Origin of the sequence: Kaistella rhinocerotis (assembly GCF_030243905.1) — a bacterium.
Taxonomy (GTDB): domain Bacteria; phylum Bacteroidota; class Bacteroidia; order Flavobacteriales; family Weeksellaceae; genus Kaistella; species Kaistella rhinocerotis.
Genome location: NZ_JASSYY010000001.1, coordinates 167,562 through 192,667, shown reverse-complemented (window position 1 = coordinate 192,667; position 25,106 = coordinate 167,562). Strand labels below are relative to the sequence as shown.

Below are 25,106 nucleotides of genomic sequence, written 5' to 3'. Positions count from 1 at the left end.
AATGGCGCCCAAATAAGGCTAAAGATGTTTCAAATAAGTTTCCATGTCTTTGTCGCCGCGACCGCTCAGACAAATCACCACTACCTCATTTTCCGCGAACTTCCTCTTTTCTAAGACCGCCAGTGCATGCGCAGATTCGAGCGCTGGGATGATTCCTTCAAGTTTGGTAAGTTCGAAAGCTGATTTCAGTGCCTCATCATCGTTTACGGAGAAAAATTCTGCGCGTTCTTCCCTGAATAAGTTCGCATGAAACGGTCCGATGCCCGGATAATCAAGGCCCGCAGAAATGCTGTGCGGCTCGATAACCTGGCCGTCATCAGTCTGCATCACGAGACTTTTGCTGCCATGCAGAATGCCTAAAGTTCCCAGAAATGTGGTGGCCGCAGATTTGCCCGAATCTACGCCAAAACCACCCGCTTCGGCCGCGATCAGCTTTACTTTTTGCTCATTCACGAAATGGTAGAAAGCGCCTGCAGCATTGCTCCCGCCGCCGACACACGCAATCACGCAATCCGGATTTTCAGTGCCGGTTTTTTCTTTCAGCTGCCATTTTATTTCTTCTGAAATAACGCTCTGGAACCTCGCCACCAAATCGGGAAACGGATGCGGCCCAACCACGCTTCCGATGATGTAATGTGTGGTGGTGGAATTATTGATCCAGTCGCGTAACGCTTCATTTACCGCATCTTTCAGCGTTTTGGATCCTGAAGTTGCCGGAATTACGGTGGCGCCGAGCATTTTCATCCGTGCGACGTTCGGAGCCTGTCTTGCAATATCGATTTCTCCCATGTAGACGATGCATTCCAATCCGAGTAATGCGCAGGCTGTGGCGGTGGCGACGCCATGCTGTCCGGCGCCGGTTTCGGCGATGATTCGCTCTTTGCCGAGTTTTTTGGCGAGCAATGCCTGTCCCAGGGCGTTATTGATTTTGTGCGCGCCGGTGTGGTTCAGATCTTCTCTTTTCAGATAGATTTGCGTACGGTATTTTTTGCTTAAATTCTTTGCAAAATACAGTGGCGTGGCCCTTCCCACGTAATCTCTCAGTAAAGCGCGGAACTCGTCCTGGAATTCCGGAGAGTCGGTAATTGTCAGGTAGTTTGCCTGCAGTTCTTCAACGTTTGGAAAAAGCATTTCAGGGATGAATGCGCCACCAAATTCGCCGTAATAGCCGTTTTTATCAGGATTTTTATAGTTTTTCATAAAGTTGTTTTATTTTTTCAATGTCTTTTACACCAGGTTCGGTTTCAAATTTAGAATTGATGTCGAGCGCAAAAGGTTGATGTTTGACTGTTGTGAGTTTGTCGATATTTTCGAGGGAGATTCCGCCACTTAAAAAATAGGGTTTTGCAATTTCTAAATCATTCAAAATCTGCCAGTCAAAGGTTTTTCCCGTGCCGCCAAATGATTCGGAATCTGTGTCGAAGAGAAGGTAGTCGGAATTGAAATTTAAATTTTGAATTTTAGATTTTAGATTTTCTGAATGCTGTCCAATTCTGAAAACTTTGATAATCATAGTTTCTTTATTCAGGCTATTTCGCAATTCATCAATATAGTTTTCGTCTTCATCGCCGTGCAACTGGATATAATTTAAGGAACATTCTTCTGCCATCTTCACAATGTTTTCTACGGTTTCGTTTACGAATACACCCACTTTTCCACTATGAGGAATAACTGAAATCTGGCCTGCATTTAAATGGTTCAAAACATATCGCGACGATTTCGGGTAGAAAATAAAGCCGAGAAAATCTGTTTTTAAGTCAATTAACTGCTCGATCTGATCAGGCTTTGTGAGACCGCAGACTTTTATTTTCATGATGAAATTTCGTTTATAAATTTGTCAAACGCTTCTCCCGGATTCTCACTTTTCATGAAATATTCGCCCATCAGGAAACCGTCGAAGCCTTTTTTTTTGAGGAATCTGAAATCTTCAACACTGTAAATTCCGCTTTCGGCAACTGACAAGGTGTTTTGAGGAAGCAGATTTTTCAGATTCACAGAATGCTGTAAATCTACTTTGAAGTCTTTCAGATTACGATTGTTAATGCCGACTAAATCGACGTTTTCGTTGTAATGTGCGAGTTCGTCGTCGGTATGGATTTCGAGCAGTACTTCCAAGCCCAGGCCCTGTGCAAGATCAGTAAATTCCTGCACCTGGCTGACCGAAAGACATGCAGCAATCAGCAAAACCACATCCGCTCCGATTGACTTCGCCTCGTAAAACTGGTATTCATCGATCATGAAATCTTTGCGCAAAAGGGGAATATCAATTTCTTTTCTGACCGTTAGAACATCTGCAAAATTTCCGCCAAAAAAATTAGAATCCGTTAAAATTGAAATTCCGCTCGCGCCAAAATTTTCGTAAGACTTTGCCACATCCAAAACATCTGCATTTTCACTGATTACGCCTTTGCTTGGCGACTTGCGTTTAAATTCAGCGATGATTCCGGATCTGGATTTTAGAGTTTCTTTAAGTGAATAGGTCTCACGGTCAAAAAATTCAGAATCTTTAAGTTGTTCTAAAGGAACAGCCGATTTTGAATAGGAAACTTCCTGCTTTTTTCTTGTTATTATCTGATCTAAAATTGTCATTATAAAAGAGTTTTCGGTTATGAAAGGACCGCGACCCGGCTTGAACGGAGCTCTCCGCCGCGGCGGAAGCGGAAGTGGAAGACGGAAAATGTCGCCATAAAAATCTATTTGATAATACTCTCGAGAGATTTTAATGCGTTGCCGCTTTCTAAACTTTCCGTCGCCAGTGCAAGACAATGTTTGTAATCTCCATGTTTACCGGTGTTTTTTAAGGCCATCGCAGCATTTGCAAGTACAACAGCATTCTGTTCATAAGTTCCGTTGCCTTCGAGAACCGACCTGAAGATCTTTGCCGCATCCTGTTTCGTGTTTCCGCCGAAGATACTGTTGGAGGTGATGTTTTTGAAACCCAATTCCTGCGCGGAGAAAATATATTCGCCCGATTTATCGAAAATCTTGGTGTCCGAGGTCAGCGAAATCTCGTCGTAACCGTCGAGTGCATGAACAAGAAGAAAATTCTCTTGTTTTTTCTGCAGCAGATACTGATAAATCCTTGCGATTTCTAAGCTGTATACGCCGATCATCGAAAATTTTGGCTTCGCAGGATTTACAAGCGGACCTAAAATATTGAAAAAAGTTCTTAGCCCCAATCCCTTTCTTAAAGGTCCCACAGAGCGAAGCGCGGGATGAAACAGCGGTGCATGAAGAAAACAGATATTTCCTTTCGACAAATCTGCGCGTAAATCTTCTGAACTGGTTTTAAACTGATATCCCAGTTCCTCAAGCACATTTGAAGAACCTGAAATGGAAGAAACGCCGTAATTGCCGTGTTTTGCCACTTTCTGCCCGGTTCCTGCCACCACGAAACTTGCGAGCGTGGAAATATTGAACGTATCTTTTCCGTCACCGCCGGTACCTACGATATCTACCAAATCGCCGGTACCCAAATCAACCGTTACAGAAAGCCGCAAGAGCGCGTCCTGAAAACCCTCAATCTCTTCGAGGGTAATGCTGCGCATCAGAAAAACCGTGACAAAAGCGGTGACTTCATTCTCATTGAATTTGTTTTGGGCAATTTCGGTGAGAATGGCTTTGGCTTCTGCTTTTGAAAGCGTGTTGTGGTTGAATAGATATTGTAATATCTGTTTCATAATTTGTTGCTGGTTGTTAGTTGTTGGTTGTCAGGTATTAATGTGTAGTTCTGAATGGCTCAGAACTATCAACCGAAATCTATCAACTATTTTAAAAAGTTTTCCAAAATCTGCTTTCCGTCCGGCGTTAAAATACTTTCCGGGTGGTACTGAACTGCGTGAACATCGTAGATTTTGTGCTTTAAACTCATAATCATTCCGTTTTTATCGATGCTCGTGATTTCTAATTCTTCAGGGAAATCTTCAGGATTTACTGCCCAGGAATGGTATCTGCCGACCTCCAAATTATCTGGTAAATTCTGGAAAATCCGATGTTCCGAAACCTTTGTAGATTCCGTGGCGACGCCGTGATAGATCTCCGAAAGATTGATCAGACTTCCGCCAAAAGCTTCTGCAATCGCCTGCTGACCAAGGCAAACGCCGAGAATCGATTTTGTCGGCGCATATTTTCTAATAACTTCAAGAAGAATTCCGGCTTCTTCGGGGATTCCAGGTCCTGGGGAAAGGATAATTTGATCGTACTTATCAATGTCTTCCAATGAAATTTGGTCGTTGCGGAAAACGTCTACTTTCTCAATGACAATTTCCTCAATCATCTGAACCAGATTGTAAGTAAAACTGTCGTAATTATCTAAAACTAATATTTTCATGTTGTCTTTTTTGGATTTTTAGAGGAATTCTTCCGATCATTTATTAAGCCTGACAGGAATTCTTCCTGTCCTTAATTTAGCCGTCACTTGGTGACTTTTATGTAAGTTTTTCCGCTTTCACAATTGCCTTTTTCAGCGCGCCCAATTTATTATTAACTTCCTGCAGTTCATTTTCCGGGGAAGATTTGGCCACGATGCCGGCACCGGCCTGATAAAAAAGTGTATTGTTTTTGCTTAAAAAGGTGCGGATCATGATCGCCTGGTTGCAGCTTCCATCAAAACCAACGAAACCGATCGAACCGCCATAAAAACTGCGCGAAGTTTTTTCATACTCATCGATCAGCTGCATGGCGCGGTATTTCGGCGCTCCGCTTAAAGTTCCCTGAGGAAAGGTGGTTGCAATCATTTCATACGGATTCTGATCTTCTGAAACATCGGCGGTAACCTCTGAAACCATGTGAATCACATGCGAAAAAAACTGGATTTCTTTGAGCTTGGAAACTTTGGTGTTTTTTCCGAGAATGCTCAAATCATTTCTCGCCAAATCAACAAGCATGGTGTGTTCCGCGTTTTCTTTTGCATCCTGCGTTAGTTCTTCAGCAGCTTTAAGGTCATCTTCAATGTTTCCGGTACGTTTGAATGTGCCGGCAATCGGATGAATGATCGCACGGTTGTCTTTGATGATCAGCTGACTTTCCGGGCTCGAACCCATCAGTTTATAATCTCCATAATCAAAAAAGAACAGGTATGGCGACGGATTGATATTCCGCAAAGCACGGTAGACATTGAATTCGTCGCCCACAAACTTCTGCTGAAACCTGCGGCTTAACACCAACTGAAAAACATCACCCCGGAAACAGTGTTTTTTGGCGGTCTCAACCGAGATTCGGTATTCTTCATCGGTGAGATTTGATTCTTCAGCGCCCGCTTTTTTAAATGGGAAAATGGGTGCATTCTTTTGCTGGATTAAATTTTCTACCACTGCGACCTCAGATTTCAATCCATCAATTTTATTTTCGATCAGAAACATTTCATCATTGTGATGATTGATCGCAATGACGTACTGATAAAGGCGGTAGCGCAGCAGCGGAATCCTGTTTTCTTCTGACATCTCTTTAAACTTGATGCTTTCAAAAAAAGGAATCGCGTCGTACGATGTGTAACCGTAAAAACCCTGCGCGGTCTTTCCAATTGGCAAATTCGGCTCCTGACAATCAAAACAATTTGAGAATTCCTGCAGTAAATCCGTCAGTTTTTGAGTCTCGATATTTATTTTTTCAGCACTTTCGAGCGGAAACTTAATTTGAGCTTCGGTATAATTCCGAATTTCAATTCCGGCAATGGCATTCACCGCGATAAAGGAGAAATTGTTATCGGTATTTTGGTTTCCGGCGCTTTCCAAAAGGATGGTATCCCGAAACTGATCACGTAGCCTGAGGTAAATTCCGATTGGCGTAAAAAGATCGCTCAACGTCGATTTTACGGTGGTTTTCAGTTTGATATTTTGATTAAATTTCATGTTTGGATTTAAGTTTTAGAAATAAAAAAAAGACTTCAACGCATTCGTCAAAGTCTTCTTATTTTTTTGGTGGGATATATTTACACAAAAGAACAGTGCTCAAGACTTTGAAAGTTTTGAGGCCACCACCAGTTTGTATTGTTGATCGTTATCATTGGGACAAATATAGAAATCATTTCTAATTTAAAAAGAAAAAAATTAGAAAAATTACTCTTCAACATTTTTCAGTGCCATCAGCAAATGATATGCGCCTTTAGTTACAAAGGCTTTATTCGCATTTTTAATGTCAAAATTCAGCAGTTCGGTTAAACCGTTTTCAGAATTTCCTATCGTGACAGGAAACATTTTGTACGTTTTGGGTTTTACTTCTTCAAAAACATACTGTTTCCCTTCCCAGGTTACAACTGCATCGTCTGGAATTACAAATCCTTGTTCTGCATTCACTTCAATCTCTGCATTCATGAAGGTTCCAGGAATAAGGCTTTCATCTTTATAGATCAGATCACAATGGATGAGAACGCTGCGGTCCGGCGCAAAATCTTTACCGATTAATTTCACCGTTGCGGCGAATTTTTTTGTTGGGTTCTGGTTTGTAAATGAATAGACTTTTTGTCCGACTGAAATTTTATTCAGATCTTTTTCGAAGACTTTTAAAGCCAAGTGGATCTGTCCGTTATTTACAATTTCATACAAAACATCGGCGGAAGAAACATACTGGCCAATAGTCGCGTTTACTCTTGAAATGTAACCCGAAATCGGTGCGACTACTGCCACAGATTTTCTGATATTGCCGGAACTCACACTTCCAGGGCTTATTCCGTAAAACCGCAGTTGAGATTCAATTCCGCGAACGGCAGCACCCTGTGATTGGGCTTCGTTGGCAGCTTTCTGAGTAACCTTGTCGGAACTTGCCTGGTATTTATTCAAATATTTCTGGCGGTCATAATCTTTCTGCGCATACCCCAAATTCGATTTTGCCTGAAGATAGTCCTGCTGAAGTCTCGCAAAGTCCGGATTTTCAACAACTGCTAAAGTTTGACCGCGGGTTACATAATTTCCCGGTACAAAACGTGCAGTTTTTATAATTCCTCCTGTTGAAGAAGAAACACCTGCCATTCCTGTTGGCGGCACATCAATTTGCCCGGTCAGGAGAATTTTGTTGGCAATATTCTCACTATTAAGTGTTGTAGTTTCAATGGCAGCCGTTTTTTTTTGCAAATCGGTCAGTGTGATTTGGTCGTCGGAAATGGCGTATGTTTCCTGGGTTACCGTTTCCTCCTTTTTGGAACAGGAGAATAAAAGAACCCCGGAAAGCATTACTCTAATTGATTTTTTCATTTTTTTTTAACGGTTTAATTATTCGCCGCCAATCATTTTGGAGGTAATTCCTTTTTTATTCGTGAGTTCTGCTACTGTAATTCCAGCAAAATGCAGCAATACAAATATAGGCATCCAGTAGACCGCAAATTTGTGAATCTCTTCTGCCCTTTCCAGCGCCTGTTCTGAAGCAAGCTCCCACATCAGCGCAAAACCGGTGACCATTTGTACCGCCAGCAAAATATAGAAAATACTGTACACAGTCCCCTGAAGTTTCTCTTTTCCTGTAGATGATTTGGGGAAAGGATTAGGGTATCTTACGCCTTTAGCTAAAAGATATATAATTCTTAAAATATAAGCGAAAACAAGCACATACGCGAAATTGATATGCCAGTCGAACATTGGGTTAATGATGCTTTTCGCGATGCCAACTACACTTTCCTGCGGTAGTTGAACATTATTTTTGCCCAGTTCTGCAGAAATTGCGGTAGTGATGGTTTTTTTTGACATCCAGTACATTCTTAAAAATCCGGTGGCAAAAAGCACCAGCATTGAAACTGCGATTAACCAGTGGATGAGCCTGTGGAGTGTTGTGAATTTTTTCATAGCCTTATTTTTAAATTTCGTTTTGAAGTTCTATTTGAAACTTCGCAGCAAAAAATTCTTTATTTATTTTTAAGATTATTAAGTTCAATAATTTTCTCATTCAAAGTGTTTTCAGCGTCGATATACTTGTTCTGAATATCAAGCGACTGATTCACTAAAATGGTATATTCCAGATAGTTGATTTCACCTTCTTTAGACAGTAGATCTGCTGTAAACAGGATGGTTTGAGCGTTTTTTAAACCTTTTGTTTTATAATAATCGATTTCAGATTTCAGTTTCTGGTATTCGCTGTAGGTTTTTGCATATCTGTTTTTAAAGTCACGAACAGCGATATCGTAATTGTTTTCGGCAATCTGCTGGTTAATTTTCTGCCCTTCAATCAGGGATTTCTGTGCAGAATTAAAAACTGGAAGCGCCACGCCCACCAAACCGGTCTGAAAGCGGTGAGTTCCGTTATAAAACTTATCATCTGAGCCGTTTCCTTTCATAGTTGTGGAATTTATCCCAAGATTGAAACTCGGTAAAAGTTTGGCTTTTTCAGCTTCAAGTCTTGCATTTTCAATGTTTTTCTGACGCTCGAGTTGCGACAGAACTAAAGGGTTTCCGCTAAAATTCTCATCAAAATCCAAATTCAAAAGATAAAAACTCCCTTTTTCATTCTGATACATTTCACCATCATTAATCAGATAACTAAACTGATGAATTGAAATTTCGCGGTCCTTCAGCAAACTTTGGAGCTGAATTTCGGCCTGGCTTCGGTAAGCTTCAGCGGTGGTTTTTTCCAGAATGTTACTTTCGCCTGCTTTCAACCTAATTCAGATCGTTTGTAATAATTTGAATAGATGCTGTCAGCTTTTTTCAGAAGTTTCTGTTTTTCGTCCAGATAATTTAGATTATTGTAAACTAAAGCGATTTCCTTTTTCAGTTGCCATTTCTGAACATCCAGACCCAGCTTTGCGTTTTTCCACTGTTCCGTTAAAACCTGTTTTTGGGTTTTATAGAATTTCGGCAGCCGCAGCGTTTGGTTAACGGAAAAAGCATTGTCCACATATGCAGAATTAATTTGTCCGATTTCTGCATTAATATTCAAAGGATCTATCGCTACAGCAGAGTTTTGGATGCGGTTCTGATAATCAACTTTCAGCTGACCCGATTTTAAATTCAAATTGTTTTGAATTGCTCTGTCGTACGCATTTTCCAAAGAAATTGGAGTCTGCGAAAAGGATTTTAGAAAAAATATTAGAAAAAAGAGACTGAGATATTGAGGTTTCATTATTTTAAAATTATTCATCGAGGTTAATGGTTTTTTTACGTTGTGGAAAATGTTTTTCAAACCAGATATAAACAGTTGGTAAGATGAAAAGGGTGAGGAATGTCGCGAGAAGTAAACCTCCGATCACTACTGTTGCGAGCGGTCGTTGCACTTCTGCACCTTCACCCTGGCTTATCGCCATAGGCAAAAATCCGAGAGAGGCTACCAAAGCGGTCATCAGTACCGGACGGAGGCGCATTTTACCACCAACCCGCACCACTTCGTTTAAATCTGAATGGATTTCTTTCTGCCTGTTAAATTCTGCAATAAGGACAATCCCGTTAAGCACCGCGACTCCGAAAAGAGCGATAAAACCCACCCCCGCAGAAATACTGAAGTTCATATCCCGAGCCCACAGTGACAGAATTCCACCAATCGCAGAAAGTGGAATTGTGGTGAAAATAATCAAACCATATTTCACTGAACTGAAGGCGAAATAAAGCATCAGAAGTATTAAAGCCAAACTGATAGGAACCGCAATACCAAGACGTTGCTGCGCATGCTGAAGATTCTCGAACGTTCCGCCGTACTTGATGGTATAACCTACGGGAAGTTTTAAATTCTTATCAACCATTTGCTGTAAATCCTGCACGGTCGACTGAATGTCGCGTTCTTTCACATTGAATCCAACAATGATTCGGCGGTGTGCTTCCTCGCGCTGGATCTGGTTTACACTTTCTTTCAGTTCCACCTGAGCTACTGCGCTTAAAGGAATTTCGACACCAGTTGGTGTTGGAATCAGAAGATTTTTTACATCTTCGAGATTTTTCCGGAGTTCCCCATCCAGACGGACTACCAAATCAAATTTTTTCTCTTCTTCGAAAACAGAACCCGCACTTTGGCCCGCAAAAGCAGTATTCACCATTCTGTTGACCTCACCAATGCTTAATCCATATTGCGACAGCGCGGCGCGGTTATATTCAATTAAAATTTGGGGCATTCCGGAAACCGGCTCAACATAAATATTTTCTGCTCCATCAATTTTCTTAGAAATTTCGCCCAATTTTTCAGCATAAATCTTTAACGAATCGAGATTTTCGCCGAAAATTTTACATACAACATCCTGTCTTGCACCGGTCATCAGTTCATTAAACCGCATGTTAACCGGATATTGGAAGGAATAAGTTACGCCCACGATATTTTTCTTGAGTTCCGCAGACATTTTTTCGGCAAGTTCGTCATATGATTTGGCGGAAGTCCATTCTTTACGCGGTTTCAGGATAATCATCATGTTGCTCGCATCGATCGGCATTGGATCGGTTGGAATTTCGCTGCTTCCGGTTTTCCCTACAATTTTTTCAATTTCAGGGAATTTTTTCAGTAGAATTTGCTGGCTTTTTAAAACTGCGTCAGTTGAAGTTTTAAGGTTACTTCCAGGTAAAACCCTTGTATCAACGGCAAAATCGCCTTCGGGAAGTGTGGGAATAAATTCTCCACCTAATTTAGTCATGATAAAAACCGAGAAGAAGAAAAGCCCTAAAACACTGAAAAATAAAGGATTCTGAAATTTTAAAACTACCTTAAGAATTTTATCATAAACCGCTTCAAGCTTATCCATCATCCGGTCGGCATAATTTTTCTTATGTGTAATTTTCTTGGACAGAAAGAGCGCGCTCATCATCGGGACATACGTTAAAGACAGGATAAATGCACCTAAAAGTGCAAAAATCACCGTTTGCGCCATGGGCTTGAACATTTTACCTTCCACCCCTTCCAACGTCAAGATTGGCAAGTAAACAATCAGAATAATTATCTGTCCAAATACCGCCGAATTCATCATTTTACCAGCTGAACTTTCCACGGTTTCGTCCATTTCTTTGGCGGTAAGGAAGTTTTTGTTGGCGAGCGTTGGGCCGTGAAGCCTGTGTAGAATGGCTTCCACAATAATCACGGCACCATCCACAATCAATCCGAAATCGAGTGCACCTAAACTCATCAGATTTCCGGAAACCCCGAAGATATTCATCATGATAAATGCAAAAAGCATGGAAAGCGGAATGACAGACGAAACGATAAATCCTGCCCTAAGATTTCCGAGGAAAACTACAAGAACAAAAATGACGATTAATGCGCCCTCCAAAAGGTTTTTTGAAACTGTGCTGATTGCATTGTTTACCATCTTGGTCCGGTCAAGAAACGGTTCAATCACCACGCCTTCCGGAAGGGTTTTACGGATTTCGTCGATGCGGATTTTTACATTCTCAATAACTTTATTGGAATTGGCACCTTTCATCATCATCACCACCGCACCGGCCACTTCCCCTTTTCCGTTATAAGTCATTGCACCGTATCTGATCGCATTTCCGTACTGCACTTTTGCAATATTTTCAATTAAAACAGGCGTTCCATCGGGAAGATTTTTAACAACCGTTTTTTCGATGTCATGAATCTTTCCCATCAAACCTTCTGTTCTGATGTAGAGAATTGTAGGACCTTTTTCAATATATGCACCACCGGTATTCTGGTTATTGTTTTCCAGAGCGGTGAAAACCTCCTGCATCGTAACTCCCATCGCTTTAAGTTGCGCAGGATTTACTGCAACTTCATACTGCTTCAGGTTTCCGCCAAAACTGGCAACATCAGCAACACCTTCAGTACCCAGGAGTTGTCGTCTTACAATCCAATCCTGAATGGTACGGAGCTCCATAGCAGTGTAACGGTTCTCGTAACCGGTTTTCGGACGTATTACATACTGATAAATTTCGCCTAAACCAGTAGAAATTGGGGCCATTTCTGGGACTCCAAGCGTTACGGGAATATCTTTGGAAACATTTTGTAACCGTTCGGAAACCTGCTGCCTTGCGAGATAAAGATCTACGTCTTCCTCGAAAACAATGGTCACAACAGAAAGACCGAAACGCGAAAAACTTCGCATCTGTTTGATTCCCTGTATATTGTTCATCGCCTGTTCTAACGGAAAAGTAATAAACCGTTCCACATCGGGAGCGCCCAAACTTGGCGACGACGTAATCAGCTGTACCTGATTATCCGTAATATCAGGCACCGCATCAATAGGTAATTTTCTGAGTTCTATTATTCCATAAATAATCCAGCCCAAGGTCATCAACAAGATGATCAGCTTATTTTTTATGGAAAAACTTATGATTCTGTCTAACATTTTTTCACTTTATAATTAATGATCACCATAATAAATTTACAAACTAAAATGCTCATTTTAAGAGATTTATGATAAAATAACTTTAAAGTGAAATTAATCATTATCGCCGCCATCCTTAGAAGCATTTCCATTTTGGGCCGCAGCTCCGCTTCTAATTTCCGTATGACGGATTTCACCACCGGTTGTGCCAGCCTTTTGGGCAAAAAACAAGGTTGCTAAGGCAAATAAACCGACGATGAAAGGCATTATTTTAGAAAATGTATAGCTTCGGAAACTCGCGAAAAGCGCTACAGTACTCACTCCACCTAAAATATAAGACAGACCTGCAAAGAGTTCGGCTGCTTCTTCATGTGTTTCAATCAGGCTTTCTGCAACGCCGGGAAGATTTTCTACGCCATGTTCGGCCCCTTCGCCTGTAGCCATCGCGGCTATCGACGCTATTGCGCCTATAATAAATGTGATGTACGCGTTACGTTTTGAAATTTCGGTTTTAGTGAAAATACCGATGATTAGAATTATCAATCCTACGACCGGAAATATGATTGGCAAATGGTTTACCACCAAATGCAGATGTGTATTGTTCATTTTGTTTGATTTTAAATTTAAATAATGGTATCGCGAAAACGTCAATAACTGAATTATTGAAATTCTGCGCGTGCTGCTTAAATATTTAAACTAAAATCGGCGGCCGGAATATGAATCCCAAGAGATTGGACGCGTAATGGGAGCTGTGAGAATAAATATGGGATTTTACCGTGAAAAACCGCGGCGGAGTCAGCGCAAAACTGAAATTTTCCGGGATGATGAGCGGATTAGAAACGATGGTATTGGCTTCGTGAGTTTTAAAAGGCAGCTTCATATCCTGCTGATAATCTGCATCTACCGGATGATCATTCAGGTAATGCATCTTCAGGAACGAAAACACAGATGTGCTACGGTCTGTGATTTTATGCGCAAGGTAATGTTCTATGAAATTCGGAAATTTCAGCACCTGCCTCATCTCTGCAAACGAAAAAAGATAAATGGAGACGAACATGTAAATAACGAACCTTTTCACAACTCAAATTTACGACATTCAAAAGCTTAGTTACCCGAAACTTATCAATTTGTATTTACTTTAAATAAAAATAAAATCGCCCTGATCTTTCGTTCATTCTTAAATTTCTATTTTTGTTCAAATTAAATTACAATGAAAAAATTATTCGCACTTGCACTAATCAGTGGTTTGGCAGTAGCCAGCTGTTCTAAGAAAGAAACCACTACGGAATCTGACAGCATGCTGCAGGAGCCTGTAGCAACTAGCGTTTCAGATTCGTCGGCCGTTCAGGATTCTCCTACAAAGGCCTATGGTAACGGTTCGCCGGAAGCACCGGACTCGGTTGCAATCGATCCACAAACTGACGTTAAGTAATACACTAACGCGTTTTTGTCTTAAAGAATTTATAAAGCAGCCTTGGCGCTGCTTTTTTGGTGATCAGAAACGGCTGTATTTAGCGGAATTTGTGTAAATTTGCAGCCTTAAAAACTTAAGAATAATGCAGTTATCAGAACAGGAAATCATCAGAAGAGAAAAGTTACAAACCCTGCAGAAAATGGGTATAGATGCATTTCCGGCTGAGGAATATAATATCACCGAGACTACCGCTACGATAAAATCCAACTTTGAAGAAGGCAAAAAAGTTCAAATCGCAGGTCGACTGATGAGCCGCCGGATTCAGGGTAAGGCGAGTTTTGCCGAACTGCAAGATTCGGAAGGTAGAATTCAGGTTTATTTTAACCGGGACGAGATCTGCACAGGCGAAGATAAAACCCTGTATAACGAGGTTTATAAACATTTGTTGGATATCGGCGACATCATCGGACTTGAAGGTGAACTTTTCACCACGCAGGTTGGCGAGATGACCGTGAAGGTGGAAAGCTTTAAGATTTTGACCAAATCACTGCGCCCTCTGCCACAGCCGCGCACGGACGAAAATGGGGTTACGCATGATGCTTTCAATGATCCTGAGCTTAGATACCGTCAGCGGTATGTAGATTTGATCGTGAATCCGCAGGTGAAAGACGTTTTCGTGAAACGTACAAAACTCTTTAATGCAATGCGTACATTTTTTAATGACGCGGGCTATTTCGAAGTGGAAACTCCTATTCTTCAGTCGATTCCCGGCGGTGCGGCAGCGAAACCATTCATAACGCATCACAATGCGCTCGATATACCATTATATCTGAGAATTGCCAACGAGCTTTATCTTAAAAGGCTTATCGTAGGAGGTTTTGACGGCGTTTATGAGTTCTCGAAAAACTTCAGAAATGAAGGAATGGACAGAACGCACAACCCGGAATTTACCGCAATGGAAATCTATGTAGCCTACAAAGACTACAACTGGATGATGGATTTTACCGAAAAACTTCTGGAATTCTGCGCCCTGCAGGTTAACGGTACCGCTGAATCAACTTTTGGTGAACATTCAATTAACTGGAAAGCGCCATATCCGAGGATTTCAATGACAGATGCCATCTTGAAATTCACTGGTTTTGACATTACCGGAAAATCTGAACAGGAATTATTTGATTTTGCCAGGTCAATCGGCATCGAAGTAAATGAAACGATGGGCAAAGGAAAACTCATCGATGAGATTTTCGGCGAAAAATGTGAGGGAAATTTCATCCAGCCGACATTCATTACCGATTATCCGGTGGAGATGTCACCTTTGACCAAGAAGCACCGCAGCAAAGAAGGACTTACAGAACGTTTTGAGCTGATGGTTTGCGGCAAGGAAATCGCCAACGCATATTCAGAATTAAATGACCCAATAGACCAAAGAGAACGTTTCGAATCCCAAATGGCACTTTCCGAACGGGGAGATGATGAAGCCATGTTCATCGATAATGATTTCTTACGCGCCCTTGAATACGGTATGCCGCCAACGTCAGGTTTAGGTATCGGAATGGACCGCCTGATCATGTTTTTAACAAATAATCCGTCGATCCAGGAAGTACTTTTCTTTCCACAGATGAAACCTGAAAAAGTGGTTCCACAGGTTGAACTCGGCGAAGACGAAAAAATGATTTTGGAGATCCTAAAATCTCAGGAAGAGCCGATGGAGATTGCGGAAGTAAAAAACCGCTCACAGCTCTCCGGTAAAAAATGGGATAAAGCCACGAAAAATTTAACCAAAAACAATCTGATTAAAGTAGAGAAGACCGATGAAAAGGTGAATATGATTCTGCTTTAAACTATTAATTTTCAGAACCCCAGGCCATCACCCGGGGTTTTCTGTTTCATAAAAGATTTGTATATTTACCGCAACACACAAATGATTTATGAAACTAAAATTTACCCTCTTGGGTATGCTTTCGTGCATATCCCTCTCAAGCCAGATTTCGCTGGTAAAAGACGCCACTTTCGGGAACGGCGGCATCGCAAAAATCTCTTATCCTTCCACACTTTCGGAAACGCAATTCGAAAAGATTTTCCTGAATCCGAACGGCTCGCTTACGCTGACGCTTGGGTCTGAGGGCAACGTTCATTCCGGGATGATGGCCAAACTCACCTCTTCCGGCGCGCTGGACGTAAGTTATGGAACTAGTGGAAAGGTTGTTCTTGAAGGTGACAGTGGCAGCGGCATCCAGTTTGCGCAGCAAGGTCAGAAAATGATCGCGATTTACGTGAAAGACACTGATGCAGGTACGTCCCGCACAATGCTCAAGCGCTTTCTGCCCGACGGAAAGACAGACACAACTTTCGGGATTAATGGCACCATGACGGCCAGACCGGATTTGTTCTATAACCAAATCAGTTTCCAGCAAAACGGTTTCTATCATCTTTGGGGAAAAATCACCGCATATTTACCGAACGGAGCCATCAATAACGGCTACGGCAACGCGGGGAACCAAAATCCGATCGTAAATGGTCTTCCGCAGGAATACATGGAACTGTACAGCTATTTCGGGAACAGTAACGGAAAAAACTTCCTGAACAAGTACCATTATGAAATTGCAGTCAGCAACGAAAATTCACCGCATCAGTTTACGACCTACGACCTGATGAACGCGCATCTTTATGATTACGCGGGCGCTTCAAACGGTATTTCCGTGTATCCTAAAAAGTTTGTCCTTACACCTGGAAATGAGATTCTGTATTTATATGGCGTAGATCCAAACAGCGGCGACGAGGAGACGCGGGCGGCTATTCTCTCAAGTACGGCACAACCCAAAAACATTAACGGAAAGACTTACCTTGATTTTGGTTTATCTAATATAAATACCGCGATAACTGATGCAGTTTCACTTCAAAACCATTATTTGTTTGCGGGTAAAAAAGAAGGTAAACCAGTGATGATGGCTTATGATTTTAATGGTGTGAAATCAACCGTGAATGGTCTTGAAGAATTTTATGAAAATGTCTCGGCAGATCAATGGGTAGCTATGTTGCCCAATGGCCCGAACCTTTTCGTCATGGTTCGTAACTCCGCTAACCACGATCTATATGTCATCAAATACAAATCAACTCTGCTTGACACGCAAAGCACACAGTTAACGGAAACAAGGATCACCACTCCTTTCCGCGATCAACTTAAAATTTCGACAGCTAATAAAATAAAGAAGGTTTCGATCTACGACGCCTCGGGAAAAGCCGCAACAGTCGGTTCAACAGGCGAGATTCAGACCCAAAATCTAACGCGCGGGATTTATCATATTCAAATTGATTTTCATGACAGGCCGAGCGAAACTTTTAAATCCATTAAAAACTAACATTAACCTCCCGATGCGGAGGTTTTTTTTGATGTCAGCAGCTACAATTGCGCCTTGGAAATACTTTCAATTTTGGTATAAATTGCGTATATTTGTTGGTCTTTATTATCCACGAAAACACGGGGATAAACTGCAAAAAATTTATACTAAAACAAACTTAGCAAACCAGCTGAAACTGAGGTTGGACAAAATAAGATTATGAGTCAAAAAGAATACACGGCGAGTAGCATTCAGGCATTGGAGGGGATGGAACACGTGAGGCTTAGACCTTCAATGTACATTGGGGACGTAGGCACCAGAGGTCTGCATCACCTGGTTTACGAAGTAGTAGACAACTCCATTGATGAGGCACTGGCCGGGCATTGTGATACTATCTCGGTAACGATCCACGAAGGCGAGAGTATTACCGTAAAAGATAACGGCCGCGGTATCCCGGTGGATATGCACGAAAAGGAACAGAAATCGGCGCTTGAAGTGGTAATGACCAAGATTGGTGCAGGTGGTAAATTTGATAAAGATTCCTACAAAGTGTCCGGTGGACTTCACGGTGTAGGTGTTTCCTGTGTAAACGCCCTTTCCACATCGCTTGTAGCGACTGTAAACCGTGACGGCAAGGTATATCAGCAAAAATACTCAGAAGGTAAAGCACTGGATCCAGTGAAAGAAATCGGGACTACTGACAGACGTGGTACCGAAGTATTCTTCCAGCCTGATGAAAAAATATTCCAGGAAACCGTTTACAACTACGATACGCTTGCAGCACGTCTGCGTGAACTTTCATTTTTGAATAAAGGCATCACCATCACCCTAACCGATGAAAGACGCCAAAATGAAGACGGTTCTAATATCACTGAAACCTTCCACTCTGAAGGCGGGCTTAAAGAATTCGTAGAATTCATCGATGGTAACAGAGAATCGATCATGAGCAATGTGATCTACATGGAAGGTGACAAAGATGACATTCCTGTGGAAGTTGCGATGCGCTACAACACTTCTTACAATGAAAATCTCCATTCATACGTAAACAATATCAACACGCACGAAGGTGGAACTCACCTTGCAGGTTTCCGCCGTGCATTGACGAGAACTTTAAAGAAATTCGCGGACGAACTTGGTATTCCGGCAAAAGAAAAAGTGGAAGTTACCGGTGATGACTTCCGCGAAGGTCTTACCGCAGTGATATCCGTAAAGGTAATGGAACCACAGTTTGAAGGCCAGACCAAAACAAAACTTGGAAACTCTGAGGTTTCAGGAGCGGTGGACAAGATTGTGGGCGAGATGCTCAGCAACTTCCTCGAAGAAAATCCAAACGAGGCTAAGATCATCGTTCAGAAAGTGGTTTTGGCGGCGAAAGCACGTCAGGCCGCGAAAAAAGCACGTGAACTTGTTCAAAGAAAATCGCCGATGGGCGGAAGCGGACTTCCGGGAAAATTATCCGACTGCTCATCAAAAGATCCCGAGATATCCGAATTATTCCTGGTAGAGGGTGATTCCGCAGGCGGAACGGCTAAACAAGGTCGTGACCGCCATTTCCAGGCCATTCTTCCGCTAAGAGGTAAGATCCTGAACGTGGAAAAATCGATGCTTCACAAAGTCTACGACAATGATGAGATCAAGAACATCTACACCGCCCTTGGCGTTTCCGTAGGAACCGAAGAAGACAGTAAGGCTTTAAATATCAGCAAACTGCGTTATCACAAAATCGTGATCATGACCGATGCGGATATTGACGGATCGCACATCTCCACGTTGATCCTGACGTTCTTCTTCAGATACATGAAGGAACTCATCGAAAACGGCTATATCTACATCGCCCAGCCGCCGCTTTATCTCCTTAAAAAAGGGAACAAGAAGATCTATGCGTACAATGAAAAAGAACGTGAAGAATTTACACTTGAGCTCGCTCCGGACGGAAAAGGCGTAGAAGTACAGCGCTATAAAGGTTTGGGTGAAATGAATCCTGAACAGCTTTGGGAAACCACGCTGAATCCTGAGAACCGAATCCTGAAACAGGTAGGAATTGAGAGCCTTGCAGATGCTGATAACGTATTTTCAATGCTGATGGGTGACGAAGTGCCGCCGCGACGTGAATTCATTGAGAAAAATGCGGTTTACGCCAAAATCGATGTTTAATTTTTAGGAAGACTACTACAGAAAACCGTTCAGCAATGGACGGTTTTTTGCACCACCAAACCTAAACTTACTTTTTATGAAAACGCTTCTGCTCCATTTTACCGCGCTTACCGTTCTCTTTACAGCTTGTTCTCAGAAAAAGCAAACCGAGAAGTCCGGCGCACAACCGTCGGAAGATAAGATTGCAGCTTTTGAAGTAGATTCTGTAGTGGCTGCAGACAGCGTAATGGTGGCCGACAGCGTCACTGCGTCATTTAAAATGACAACTTTAGTTTTCCCAACTATTCTTAACAAAACAATTCTCGACAGCATTTACGCCGGCCAAAACATTAAAACAGGCGCATTCAGCAAAGTAGACTTACAGCGCGCGATCGACAGCTTAAAGAATAATTATTTCAGCGAAACTAAAGAATCACTGACTGATTTCATGCCCGGTTTTGCACAGGAATGGACGCAGAACTCTTCGATGAAAGTCTTCTCGCACAAAGACGATATCCTTACACTTACTTACCTAAGTGATGGTTACACGGGCGGTGCGCACGGTTATTACAACGAAATGTACCGCGTTTTCGATCTTAAATCCGGTCGCCAGATTACACTTAATGACGTAATTAGCAATCAGGATGCGCAGGTTTGGTCACGGATCCTGATGACTCAGTTCCTGCAGGGAGATTTAGACCGAGGTCAGGCTGAAATGCTTTTGGTAAAGGACATTCCATTGAATAACAACTTTTATTTCGATAATGCGAATCTTTATTTTCTTTATAATCAGTATGAAATTGCGGCGTATGCAGCCGGTCCGGTGTTGATAAAAGTTCCGTTCAGCGAAATTAAACCCTTTCTGCAGCCCAACTTCAGAACCAGAATCAATCTTAAGTAATTGATAGTTAGCCTTTAAATTTCAGAATGGAAAATGTTGCCTTTATAATCAACCCGTTTTCGGCCAAAAAAAACTACGAGCCATTCTTCGAGGCTTTAAAGCAGAAAATTCCGGAGGCTAAGGTTTACATTTCAGAATCCATTAACGGCACGTTTGAATTTATCGAAAGTCATTGGGAAACTGTCGATATCTTCGTGGCTGTTGGAGGAGACGGCACCATTTCCACTGTTGCACAAAAAATCATCAATACAGACCGTATTTTAGCGATTTATCCGGCTGGATCGGGAAACGGCTTCTCAAAGGAGACCCATTTTAATGCAGATTTGGATGAACTTCTGCGGAAAATAAAAGCACGAAAAATCAAATGCGTGGATACTTTTACAGTAAACGGTAAACTTTCAATCAATGTTTCCGGAACCGGATTTGACGGAAAAGTGGCGAAAGAATTTGAAAAAACAACACGTGGATTTAAAAATTACATCAAAGTTTCGCTCAAAACGTATCTGAGTTACAAGCCGATCAACATCAACTTCATCAGCCAAAATCTGCAGAAATACAGCGGCGAATATCTAATGTTGAATGTCGCAAACACGCGCCAGTTTGGCAACAACGCCTACATCGCGCCGAAAGCCAGCAAAAGTGACGGTCTTGTAGATTTGGTTCTGGTGCGGAAATTTCCCGTGCGTTATGCGCCTGTTTTTGCCTATAAAATGTTCACTAAAAAGCTTGAGGACGATCAGTACATCAAGTATGTTCCGGTGTGTGAAGCCAATTTGGAAATAAGTACGACGAACTGGCATCTAGACGGCGAATACACACGAATAGAATCCCCGGTGCGGATTGTCGTGCAGCCGAAAAGCCTGAATATTTTACAGTAGTTCGGCCAGCGGCTAAATAAGTTTAAGGATTTCTGCCGTATCCTCATTCTTGAAGTTGCAATATACCGTGTGATGGAAGGTGTTGAGCTTTTTCAGCGAGGCCAAAAGCGCTTCCTTCTCTTTTGTATCGAGCTGTCCGCACATAATTTTAGAAACAACCGTGATATCCTGCATAGACTCGCGGAAGACTTTTTTACCTTTTGGCGTCACGGTGATGCGTGTGCTTCGTTTGTCGTGTTCATCGGGACTTTCGGCGAACAGTCCGTTCTTTACAAGCCTTTTTATAATTTCGATTCCGGTCTGCTTTTCATGGGCATTTTTTTCGATTAGCTGCATTTTCGTGAGGCTGTCATAATCCATCATGCGGAAAAGATAGGTAAAGTCTTCGTTCACCAGTGCCGGATGATTTTCAAGCGACTTTCGGATCAGTTGTTTTGAATATCTGCCCAGCAAAATCACCTGTTTGGCAATCTCATTTTCAAGGTCGTATACATCAAGGTCGAACTTTTCGGTCAAGTTGCGCGGGTTTTCGTGCTCGTAAGCCTTTTGGTTCAGATAAAGCCGGAAATCATCGAGATTGCCACCACCCGAAGGCGCACCTTTAAGGTAATTGTCAAGCTGCGTTAACGTCTCAATGATTAGATTTAATTCCATTTATTCCGGTTTAAAGTCTGCGCTTCATCCTTACTAAATAGGCATGAATGCGGTAAACTAACAATATTGCAAAGATAAGCCACATAAAAGTATGTTCAGATACAATATGGCTTAAAAATTGGCTTTGAAGCGCGACGTGCAAAATTAAAAAAGTAAATAATATCTGTAAAATACAATTTATCTTAGTTGATTTACTAATTTTAATGACAATATTATACAATATAAACAAAAGCACACCGCTTCTGAAAAATTTCTATCCTGAAATTTTAAGACAAATTTAGGAAATAATATTTCCATTTTAAACAATAAAGTATATTTTTGTACTAATAATTTGAAACTATGAAAAAAGTCATCGTCCTGGGTTCCGGATTTTCATCACTTGCATCAGCCTGTTACATGGCGCAGGCCGGTTTTGATGTGACTGTGATCGAAAAAAACGAGCAGATTGGTGGCCGTGCTTCAATGCTTGAAATGGATGGTTTCAAATTTGACATGGGACCAAGCTGGTACTGGATGCCCGACATCTTTGAGCGTTTTTTTGCGGATTTTGACAAAAAGGTGTCCGATTATTATTCGCTGGAAAAACTCTCACCTGCCTACCGGGTTTATTTCGGGAAAGACGATTTCATCGATATTTCCGACGATCCGGAGGAAATTGTAAAAACTTTTGAGCGCCACGAAGCAGGTTCCGGCAAGCATCTGCAGGATTTCATGAAGAAGGCAAAAGCAAACTACGGGATTGCGATGCAGGACTTGGTTTACAATCCCGGGAAATCTTTGCTAGAGCTGGTTTCCGTAGAGACCGCAAAACGTCTGCCGCTTTTTGTACAGGATATTTCGCAAACTGTCCGCAGGAATATTAAAAATCCAAAACTGAGAAGCATCCTCGAATTTCCTGTGCTTTTTTTAGGAGCGAAACCCAGTGATACGCCGGCTTTTTATAATTTTATGAATCATGCTGATTTCGGTCTCGGAACGTGGTATCCGAAAGGCGGCTTCAATGCCGTAGCTAAAGGAATTGCAAGGCTCGCGAAAGATTTGGGCGTGAAGTTTCTTCTTAATGAAGAGATCACTGAAATAGTGAATGAAGATCGTGTTGCGACGCGAATTATAACCAAAAACGGCCAATACGAAGCAGATATCTTCATTTCCGGTGCCGATTATGCCCACACCGAAAGTCTTTTAAACAAAGAAGTCCGGAATTATTCCAGTGAATACTGGAATAAGAAAACTTTCGCACCGTCTTCACTCTTATATTACGTGGCTTTTGACAGAATGGTGCCGGAACTACAGCATCACAATTTATTTTTCGATACCGATTTTGAAAAACATGCGGAAGAAATCTACGATACCCAGCAGTGGCCAAGAAAACCTTTGTTTTACGCGAACTTTTCGAGCAAAACGGATCCCGAGCTTTGCCCTAGAGGCAAGGAAGTCGGATTTTTTCTGGTTCCGGTCGCAGTAGATCTCGAAGATTCGGAGGATATCCATGAAAAGTATTTTGAAGTGATCATGAGCCGTATCGAGAAAAATATCGGCGTTGACTTACGGTCTTCGGTACTTTTCAAGAAAAGTTTCGGCGTGCAGGATTTCAAGGATAGGTATCATTCGTGCCGCGGCAATGCGTACGGACTTGCCAATACACTGCGGCAAACGTCGGTTTTGCGTCCCGCCATCAATAATTTTAAAGTAAAGAATCTTTTTTATACCGGGCAGCTTACGGTTCCGGGTCCGGGTGTGCCTCCGGCGCTTATCTCTGCGAAAGTAGTGACCGATTATATCCTGAAGCGTACCCATAAAATTTTAGCAAATACATAAGCGATGAATAATTTAGAAATCTACCACTCGGTTTGCGGACTTTCTTCCAAAATGGTGACTGAAAAATACAGTACCTCTTTTGCGCGCGCTTCTACCCTGTTTCAGCCGGAGATTCGCCAGCACATCTATAATATCTATGGATTTGTGCGGTTTGCCGATGAGATCGTTGATACTTTTCATGAGTTTGATAAAGCAAAGCTGATGGACGAGTTCGAAAACGGTTACCGCCAAGCGCTTGAAAACGGAATCTCGCTGAATCCGATACTGCACTCGTTCTGCCAGACGCAGCGGGAGAAAAACATTCCGCAGCATCTCGTAGATTCATTTTTACACTCCATGAAGATGGATTTGGGCGAGATAAAGGACCTCAATGACGAAAAATATAATGAGTACATCTACGGCTCAGCGGAGGTTGTAGGCTTAATGTGCCTAAAAGTTTTCGTGAACGGAGACGTGGCGGAATACGAGAAACTGAAACCATATGCCCAGAGTTTGGGCGCCGCATTCCAGAAAATCAATTTTCTTCGTGATATCAGCGCAGATTTTAATGATCTGAACCGAACATATTTCCCGAATGTTGATTTCCGGAAATTTAGTTTAAAGGACAAGCAGGAAATCGAGGCGGACATTGCATCAGACTTTGCGCACGCGTACAAAGGCATCAAGATGCTGCCGATATCCAGCCGTATCGCAGTGTTCATGGCGTATAAATATTATAACAATCTGCTTAAAAAAATCCGTAAGACGAAGCCCGAACTGCTGCTGACGAGCCGCATCAGCGTATCCAATGCCCGCAAAATCTATCTTTTCGGCGAAATGATGATTAATAAAAACCTTAATTTAGTTTAATGAAAAGTCTCCTTATATTAATATTTTCAGTCTCTACACTCACTTTGAATGCACAAAATCTGGTTTCTTACCGGGATTTGATGAAGAAAGGCGTAGAAAGCGAAACCGCAACCAAAACTTTGGTAGAAAATTCCAAAAAAGCATTTGAGTCTACTAAAAAACCCATTTTTGAAGCATTCTATGCGATGGGAAATTTACTGTTGGCCAAGCATGCGGGCAATCCGATGAAGCGGTTTTCCTATTTCAGAAAAGGGAAAACTGCGCTCGACAATGCCGCAAAAACAGATCCGAAGAATGTTGAGATCCGATTTCTGCGATATGTTACACAACAGCAGGCGCCGGCGTTTTTGGGCTACAATAAAGACATGAAAGCGGATAAAGAACTTATTCTGCGAGAGTACAAAAATTTAGAGGATAAAGATTTGGTTCAGAGAATAAAACGTCACTTCAAAATAGGTTAATGATGGAAACTACTGGATTTATACTGATTACGCTGAGCGTTTTTGTCGGCATGGAAGCCGTCACCTGGCTCACACACAAGTACATTATGCACGGGCTTGGCTGGTATTTTCACGAAGATCACCATCAGCCGGGATATCCGCATGTGTTTGAAAAAAACGATTTCTTTTTCGTAATCTTTGCCATTCCGAGCATCCTGCTTTTCTATTTCGGCTCCCGTGGCGAACTAAACTGGATGTTTTTTGTGGGTCTCGGCATTTTGATTTACGGAATCTGCTATTTCCTGATCCATGATGTATTGATTCACAGACGGTTCAAATGGTTTGACAAGACCAACAACTGGTACTTTCGGGGTTTGCGCAAGGCACATAAGATCCACCACAAACATTTAAACAAAGAGCACGGTGAATGTTTCGGGATGCTTTTCGTTCCGTTTAAATATTTCCGTGAAGCAAAAGCGATCCGTTCCTAAAACATATAT

General features: G+C 42.0%; 24 protein-coding genes. 10 read left to right on the top strand and 14 right to left on the bottom strand.

Annotated elements, in window-relative coordinates; translation table 11 throughout:
• Positions 1–18: 18 nt before the first annotated feature.
• From trpB to QEP06_RS00825, 13 genes are all read right to left on the bottom strand, one after another.
• Positions 19–1,200: a tryptophan synthase subunit beta gene (gene trpB, locus QEP06_RS00875; protein WP_285268665.1), complete on the bottom strand. Its 1,182-nt coding sequence runs from the start codon at positions 1,198–1,200 to the stop codon at positions 19–21.
• Positions 1,187–1,813: a phosphoribosylanthranilate isomerase gene (locus QEP06_RS00870; RefSeq protein WP_285268664.1), complete on the bottom strand. Its 627-nt coding sequence runs from the start codon at positions 1,811–1,813 to the stop codon at positions 1,187–1,189. Before QEP06_RS00870 ends, trpB begins: the two co-directional genes overlap by 14 nt.
• Positions 1,810–2,589, bottom strand: a complete 780-nt coding sequence (gene trpC, locus QEP06_RS00865; protein ID WP_285268663.1) for an indole-3-glycerol phosphate synthase TrpC — start codon at positions 2,587–2,589, stop codon at positions 1,810–1,812. The genes QEP06_RS00870 and trpC overlap by 4 nt, the downstream gene beginning before the upstream one ends.
• 104 nt (positions 2,590–2,693) lie before the next feature.
• Positions 2,694–3,680 (bottom strand): anthranilate phosphoribosyltransferase, encoded by a 987-nt coding sequence (gene trpD / locus QEP06_RS00860; protein WP_285268662.1) that lies wholly within the window; start codon positions 3,678–3,680, stop codon positions 2,694–2,696.
• A gap of 86 nt (positions 3,681–3,766) precedes the next feature.
• The gene (locus QEP06_RS00855) at positions 3,767–4,330 is read right to left on the bottom strand and encodes an anthranilate synthase component II (RefSeq protein ID WP_285268661.1); all 564 of its coding nucleotides are present in this window, start codon (positions 4,328–4,330) and stop codon (positions 3,767–3,769) included.
• 97 nt (positions 4,331–4,427) lie between these two features.
• Complete coding sequence (locus QEP06_RS00850; RefSeq protein ID WP_285268660.1) at positions 4,428–5,849, bottom strand: anthranilate synthase component I family protein; 1,422 nt, start codon at positions 5,847–5,849, stop codon at positions 4,428–4,430.
• 207 nt (positions 5,850–6,056) lie between these two features.
• On the bottom strand, positions 6,057–7,187 hold the full coding sequence (locus QEP06_RS00845; RefSeq protein WP_285268659.1) for an efflux RND transporter periplasmic adaptor subunit: 1,131 nt from the start codon (positions 7,185–7,187) through the stop codon (positions 6,057–6,059).
• A gap of 18 nt (positions 7,188–7,205) precedes the next feature.
• Positions 7,206–7,772 (bottom strand): cytochrome b/b6 domain-containing protein, encoded by a 567-nt coding sequence (locus QEP06_RS00840; protein WP_285268658.1) that lies wholly within the window; start codon positions 7,770–7,772, stop codon positions 7,206–7,208.
• Between the two features lie 59 nt (positions 7,773–7,831).
• Entirely contained in the window at positions 7,832–8,581 is a 750-nt protein-coding gene (locus tag QEP06_RS11645; protein ID WP_341850002.1) for a TolC family protein, read from the bottom strand.
• Positions 8,578–8,937, bottom strand: a complete 360-nt coding sequence (locus QEP06_RS11640; RefSeq protein ID WP_341850001.1) for a hypothetical protein — start codon at positions 8,935–8,937, stop codon at positions 8,578–8,580. The genes QEP06_RS11645 and QEP06_RS11640 overlap by 4 nt, the downstream gene beginning before the upstream one ends.
• A gap of 118 nt (positions 8,938–9,055) precedes the next feature.
• A complete protein-coding gene (locus tag QEP06_RS00835) occupies positions 9,056–12,202 on the bottom strand; it encodes an efflux RND transporter permease subunit (protein ID WP_341850000.1) in 3,147 nt (1,048 codons plus the stop codon).
• 93 nt (positions 12,203–12,295) lie between these two features.
• Entirely contained in the window at positions 12,296–12,787 is a 492-nt protein-coding gene (locus tag QEP06_RS00830; protein ID WP_285268657.1) for a hypothetical protein, read from the bottom strand.
• Between the two features lie 85 nt (positions 12,788–12,872).
• Positions 12,873–13,259, bottom strand: coding sequence for a hypothetical protein (locus tag QEP06_RS00825; protein ID WP_285268656.1), 387 nt, complete (start codon positions 13,257–13,259; stop codon positions 12,873–12,875).
• 132 nt (positions 13,260–13,391) lie between these two features.
• On the opposite strand from QEP06_RS00825, the gene QEP06_RS00820 reads away from it, so the two are divergent.
• The 6 genes from QEP06_RS00820 to QEP06_RS00795 all read left to right on the top strand — a co-directional run bounded on the left by QEP06_RS00820 (position 13,392) and on the right by QEP06_RS00795 (position 20,845).
• Positions 13,392–13,613 (top strand): hypothetical protein, encoded by a 222-nt coding sequence (locus tag QEP06_RS00820; protein ID WP_285268655.1) that lies wholly within the window; start codon positions 13,392–13,394, stop codon positions 13,611–13,613.
• 124 nt (positions 13,614–13,737) lie between these two features.
• Complete coding sequence (lysS, locus tag QEP06_RS00815) at positions 13,738–15,435, top strand: lysine--tRNA ligase (RefSeq protein ID WP_251833548.1); 1,698 nt, start codon at positions 13,738–13,740, stop codon at positions 15,433–15,435.
• Positions 15,436–15,523: 88 nt separating this feature from the next.
• Entirely contained in the window at positions 15,524–16,954 is a 1,431-nt protein-coding gene (locus QEP06_RS00810) for a T9SS type A sorting domain-containing protein (RefSeq protein WP_285268654.1), read from the top strand.
• A 198-nt stretch (positions 16,955–17,152) separates the two neighbouring features.
• Positions 17,153–19,087, top strand: coding sequence for a DNA topoisomerase (ATP-hydrolyzing) subunit B (gene gyrB / locus QEP06_RS00805; RefSeq protein ID WP_251833550.1), 1,935 nt, complete (start codon positions 17,153–17,155; stop codon positions 19,085–19,087).
• Positions 19,088–19,163: 76 nt separating this feature from the next.
• A complete protein-coding gene (locus QEP06_RS00800) occupies positions 19,164–19,967 on the top strand; it encodes a DUF3298 and DUF4163 domain-containing protein (protein WP_285268653.1) in 804 nt (267 codons plus the stop codon).
• A gap of 26 nt (positions 19,968–19,993) precedes the next feature.
• Positions 19,994–20,845 (top strand): diacylglycerol/lipid kinase family protein, encoded by an 852-nt coding sequence (locus QEP06_RS00795; RefSeq protein WP_285268652.1) that lies wholly within the window; start codon positions 19,994–19,996, stop codon positions 20,843–20,845.
• A 12-nt stretch (positions 20,846–20,857) separates the two neighbouring features.
• Here QEP06_RS00795 and QEP06_RS00790 read toward each other — a convergent pair whose 3' ends face one another.
• Positions 20,858–21,499 carry a MarR family winged helix-turn-helix transcriptional regulator gene (locus tag QEP06_RS00790; RefSeq protein WP_285268651.1) on the bottom strand — a complete coding sequence of 214 codons (642 nt, stop codon included), beginning with the start codon at positions 21,497–21,499 and terminating at the stop codon, positions 20,858–20,860.
• A gap of 339 nt (positions 21,500–21,838) precedes the next feature.
• Between QEP06_RS00790 and QEP06_RS00785 the strand changes: the two genes are divergently transcribed.
• Genes QEP06_RS00785 through QEP06_RS00770 form a run of 4 tightly spaced genes read left to right on the top strand, consistent with a single transcriptional unit; the run spans position 21,839 to position 25,097 of the window.
• Entirely contained in the window at positions 21,839–23,317 is a 1,479-nt protein-coding gene (locus tag QEP06_RS00785; RefSeq protein WP_285268650.1) for a phytoene desaturase family protein, read from the top strand.
• A 3-nt stretch (positions 23,318–23,320) separates the two neighbouring features.
• Entirely contained in the window at positions 23,321–24,166 is an 846-nt protein-coding gene (locus QEP06_RS00780) for a phytoene/squalene synthase family protein (protein WP_251833555.1), read from the top strand.
• On the top strand, positions 24,166–24,627 hold the full coding sequence (locus tag QEP06_RS00775) for a hypothetical protein (protein ID WP_285268649.1): 462 nt from the start codon (positions 24,166–24,168) through the stop codon (positions 24,625–24,627). Before QEP06_RS00780 ends, QEP06_RS00775 begins: the two co-directional genes overlap by 1 nt.
• 2 nt (positions 24,628–24,629) lie before the next feature.
• Positions 24,630–25,097: a sterol desaturase family protein gene (locus QEP06_RS00770; protein WP_251833725.1), complete on the top strand. Its 468-nt coding sequence runs from the start codon at positions 24,630–24,632 to the stop codon at positions 25,095–25,097.
• Positions 25,098–25,106: the final 9 nt, after the last annotated feature.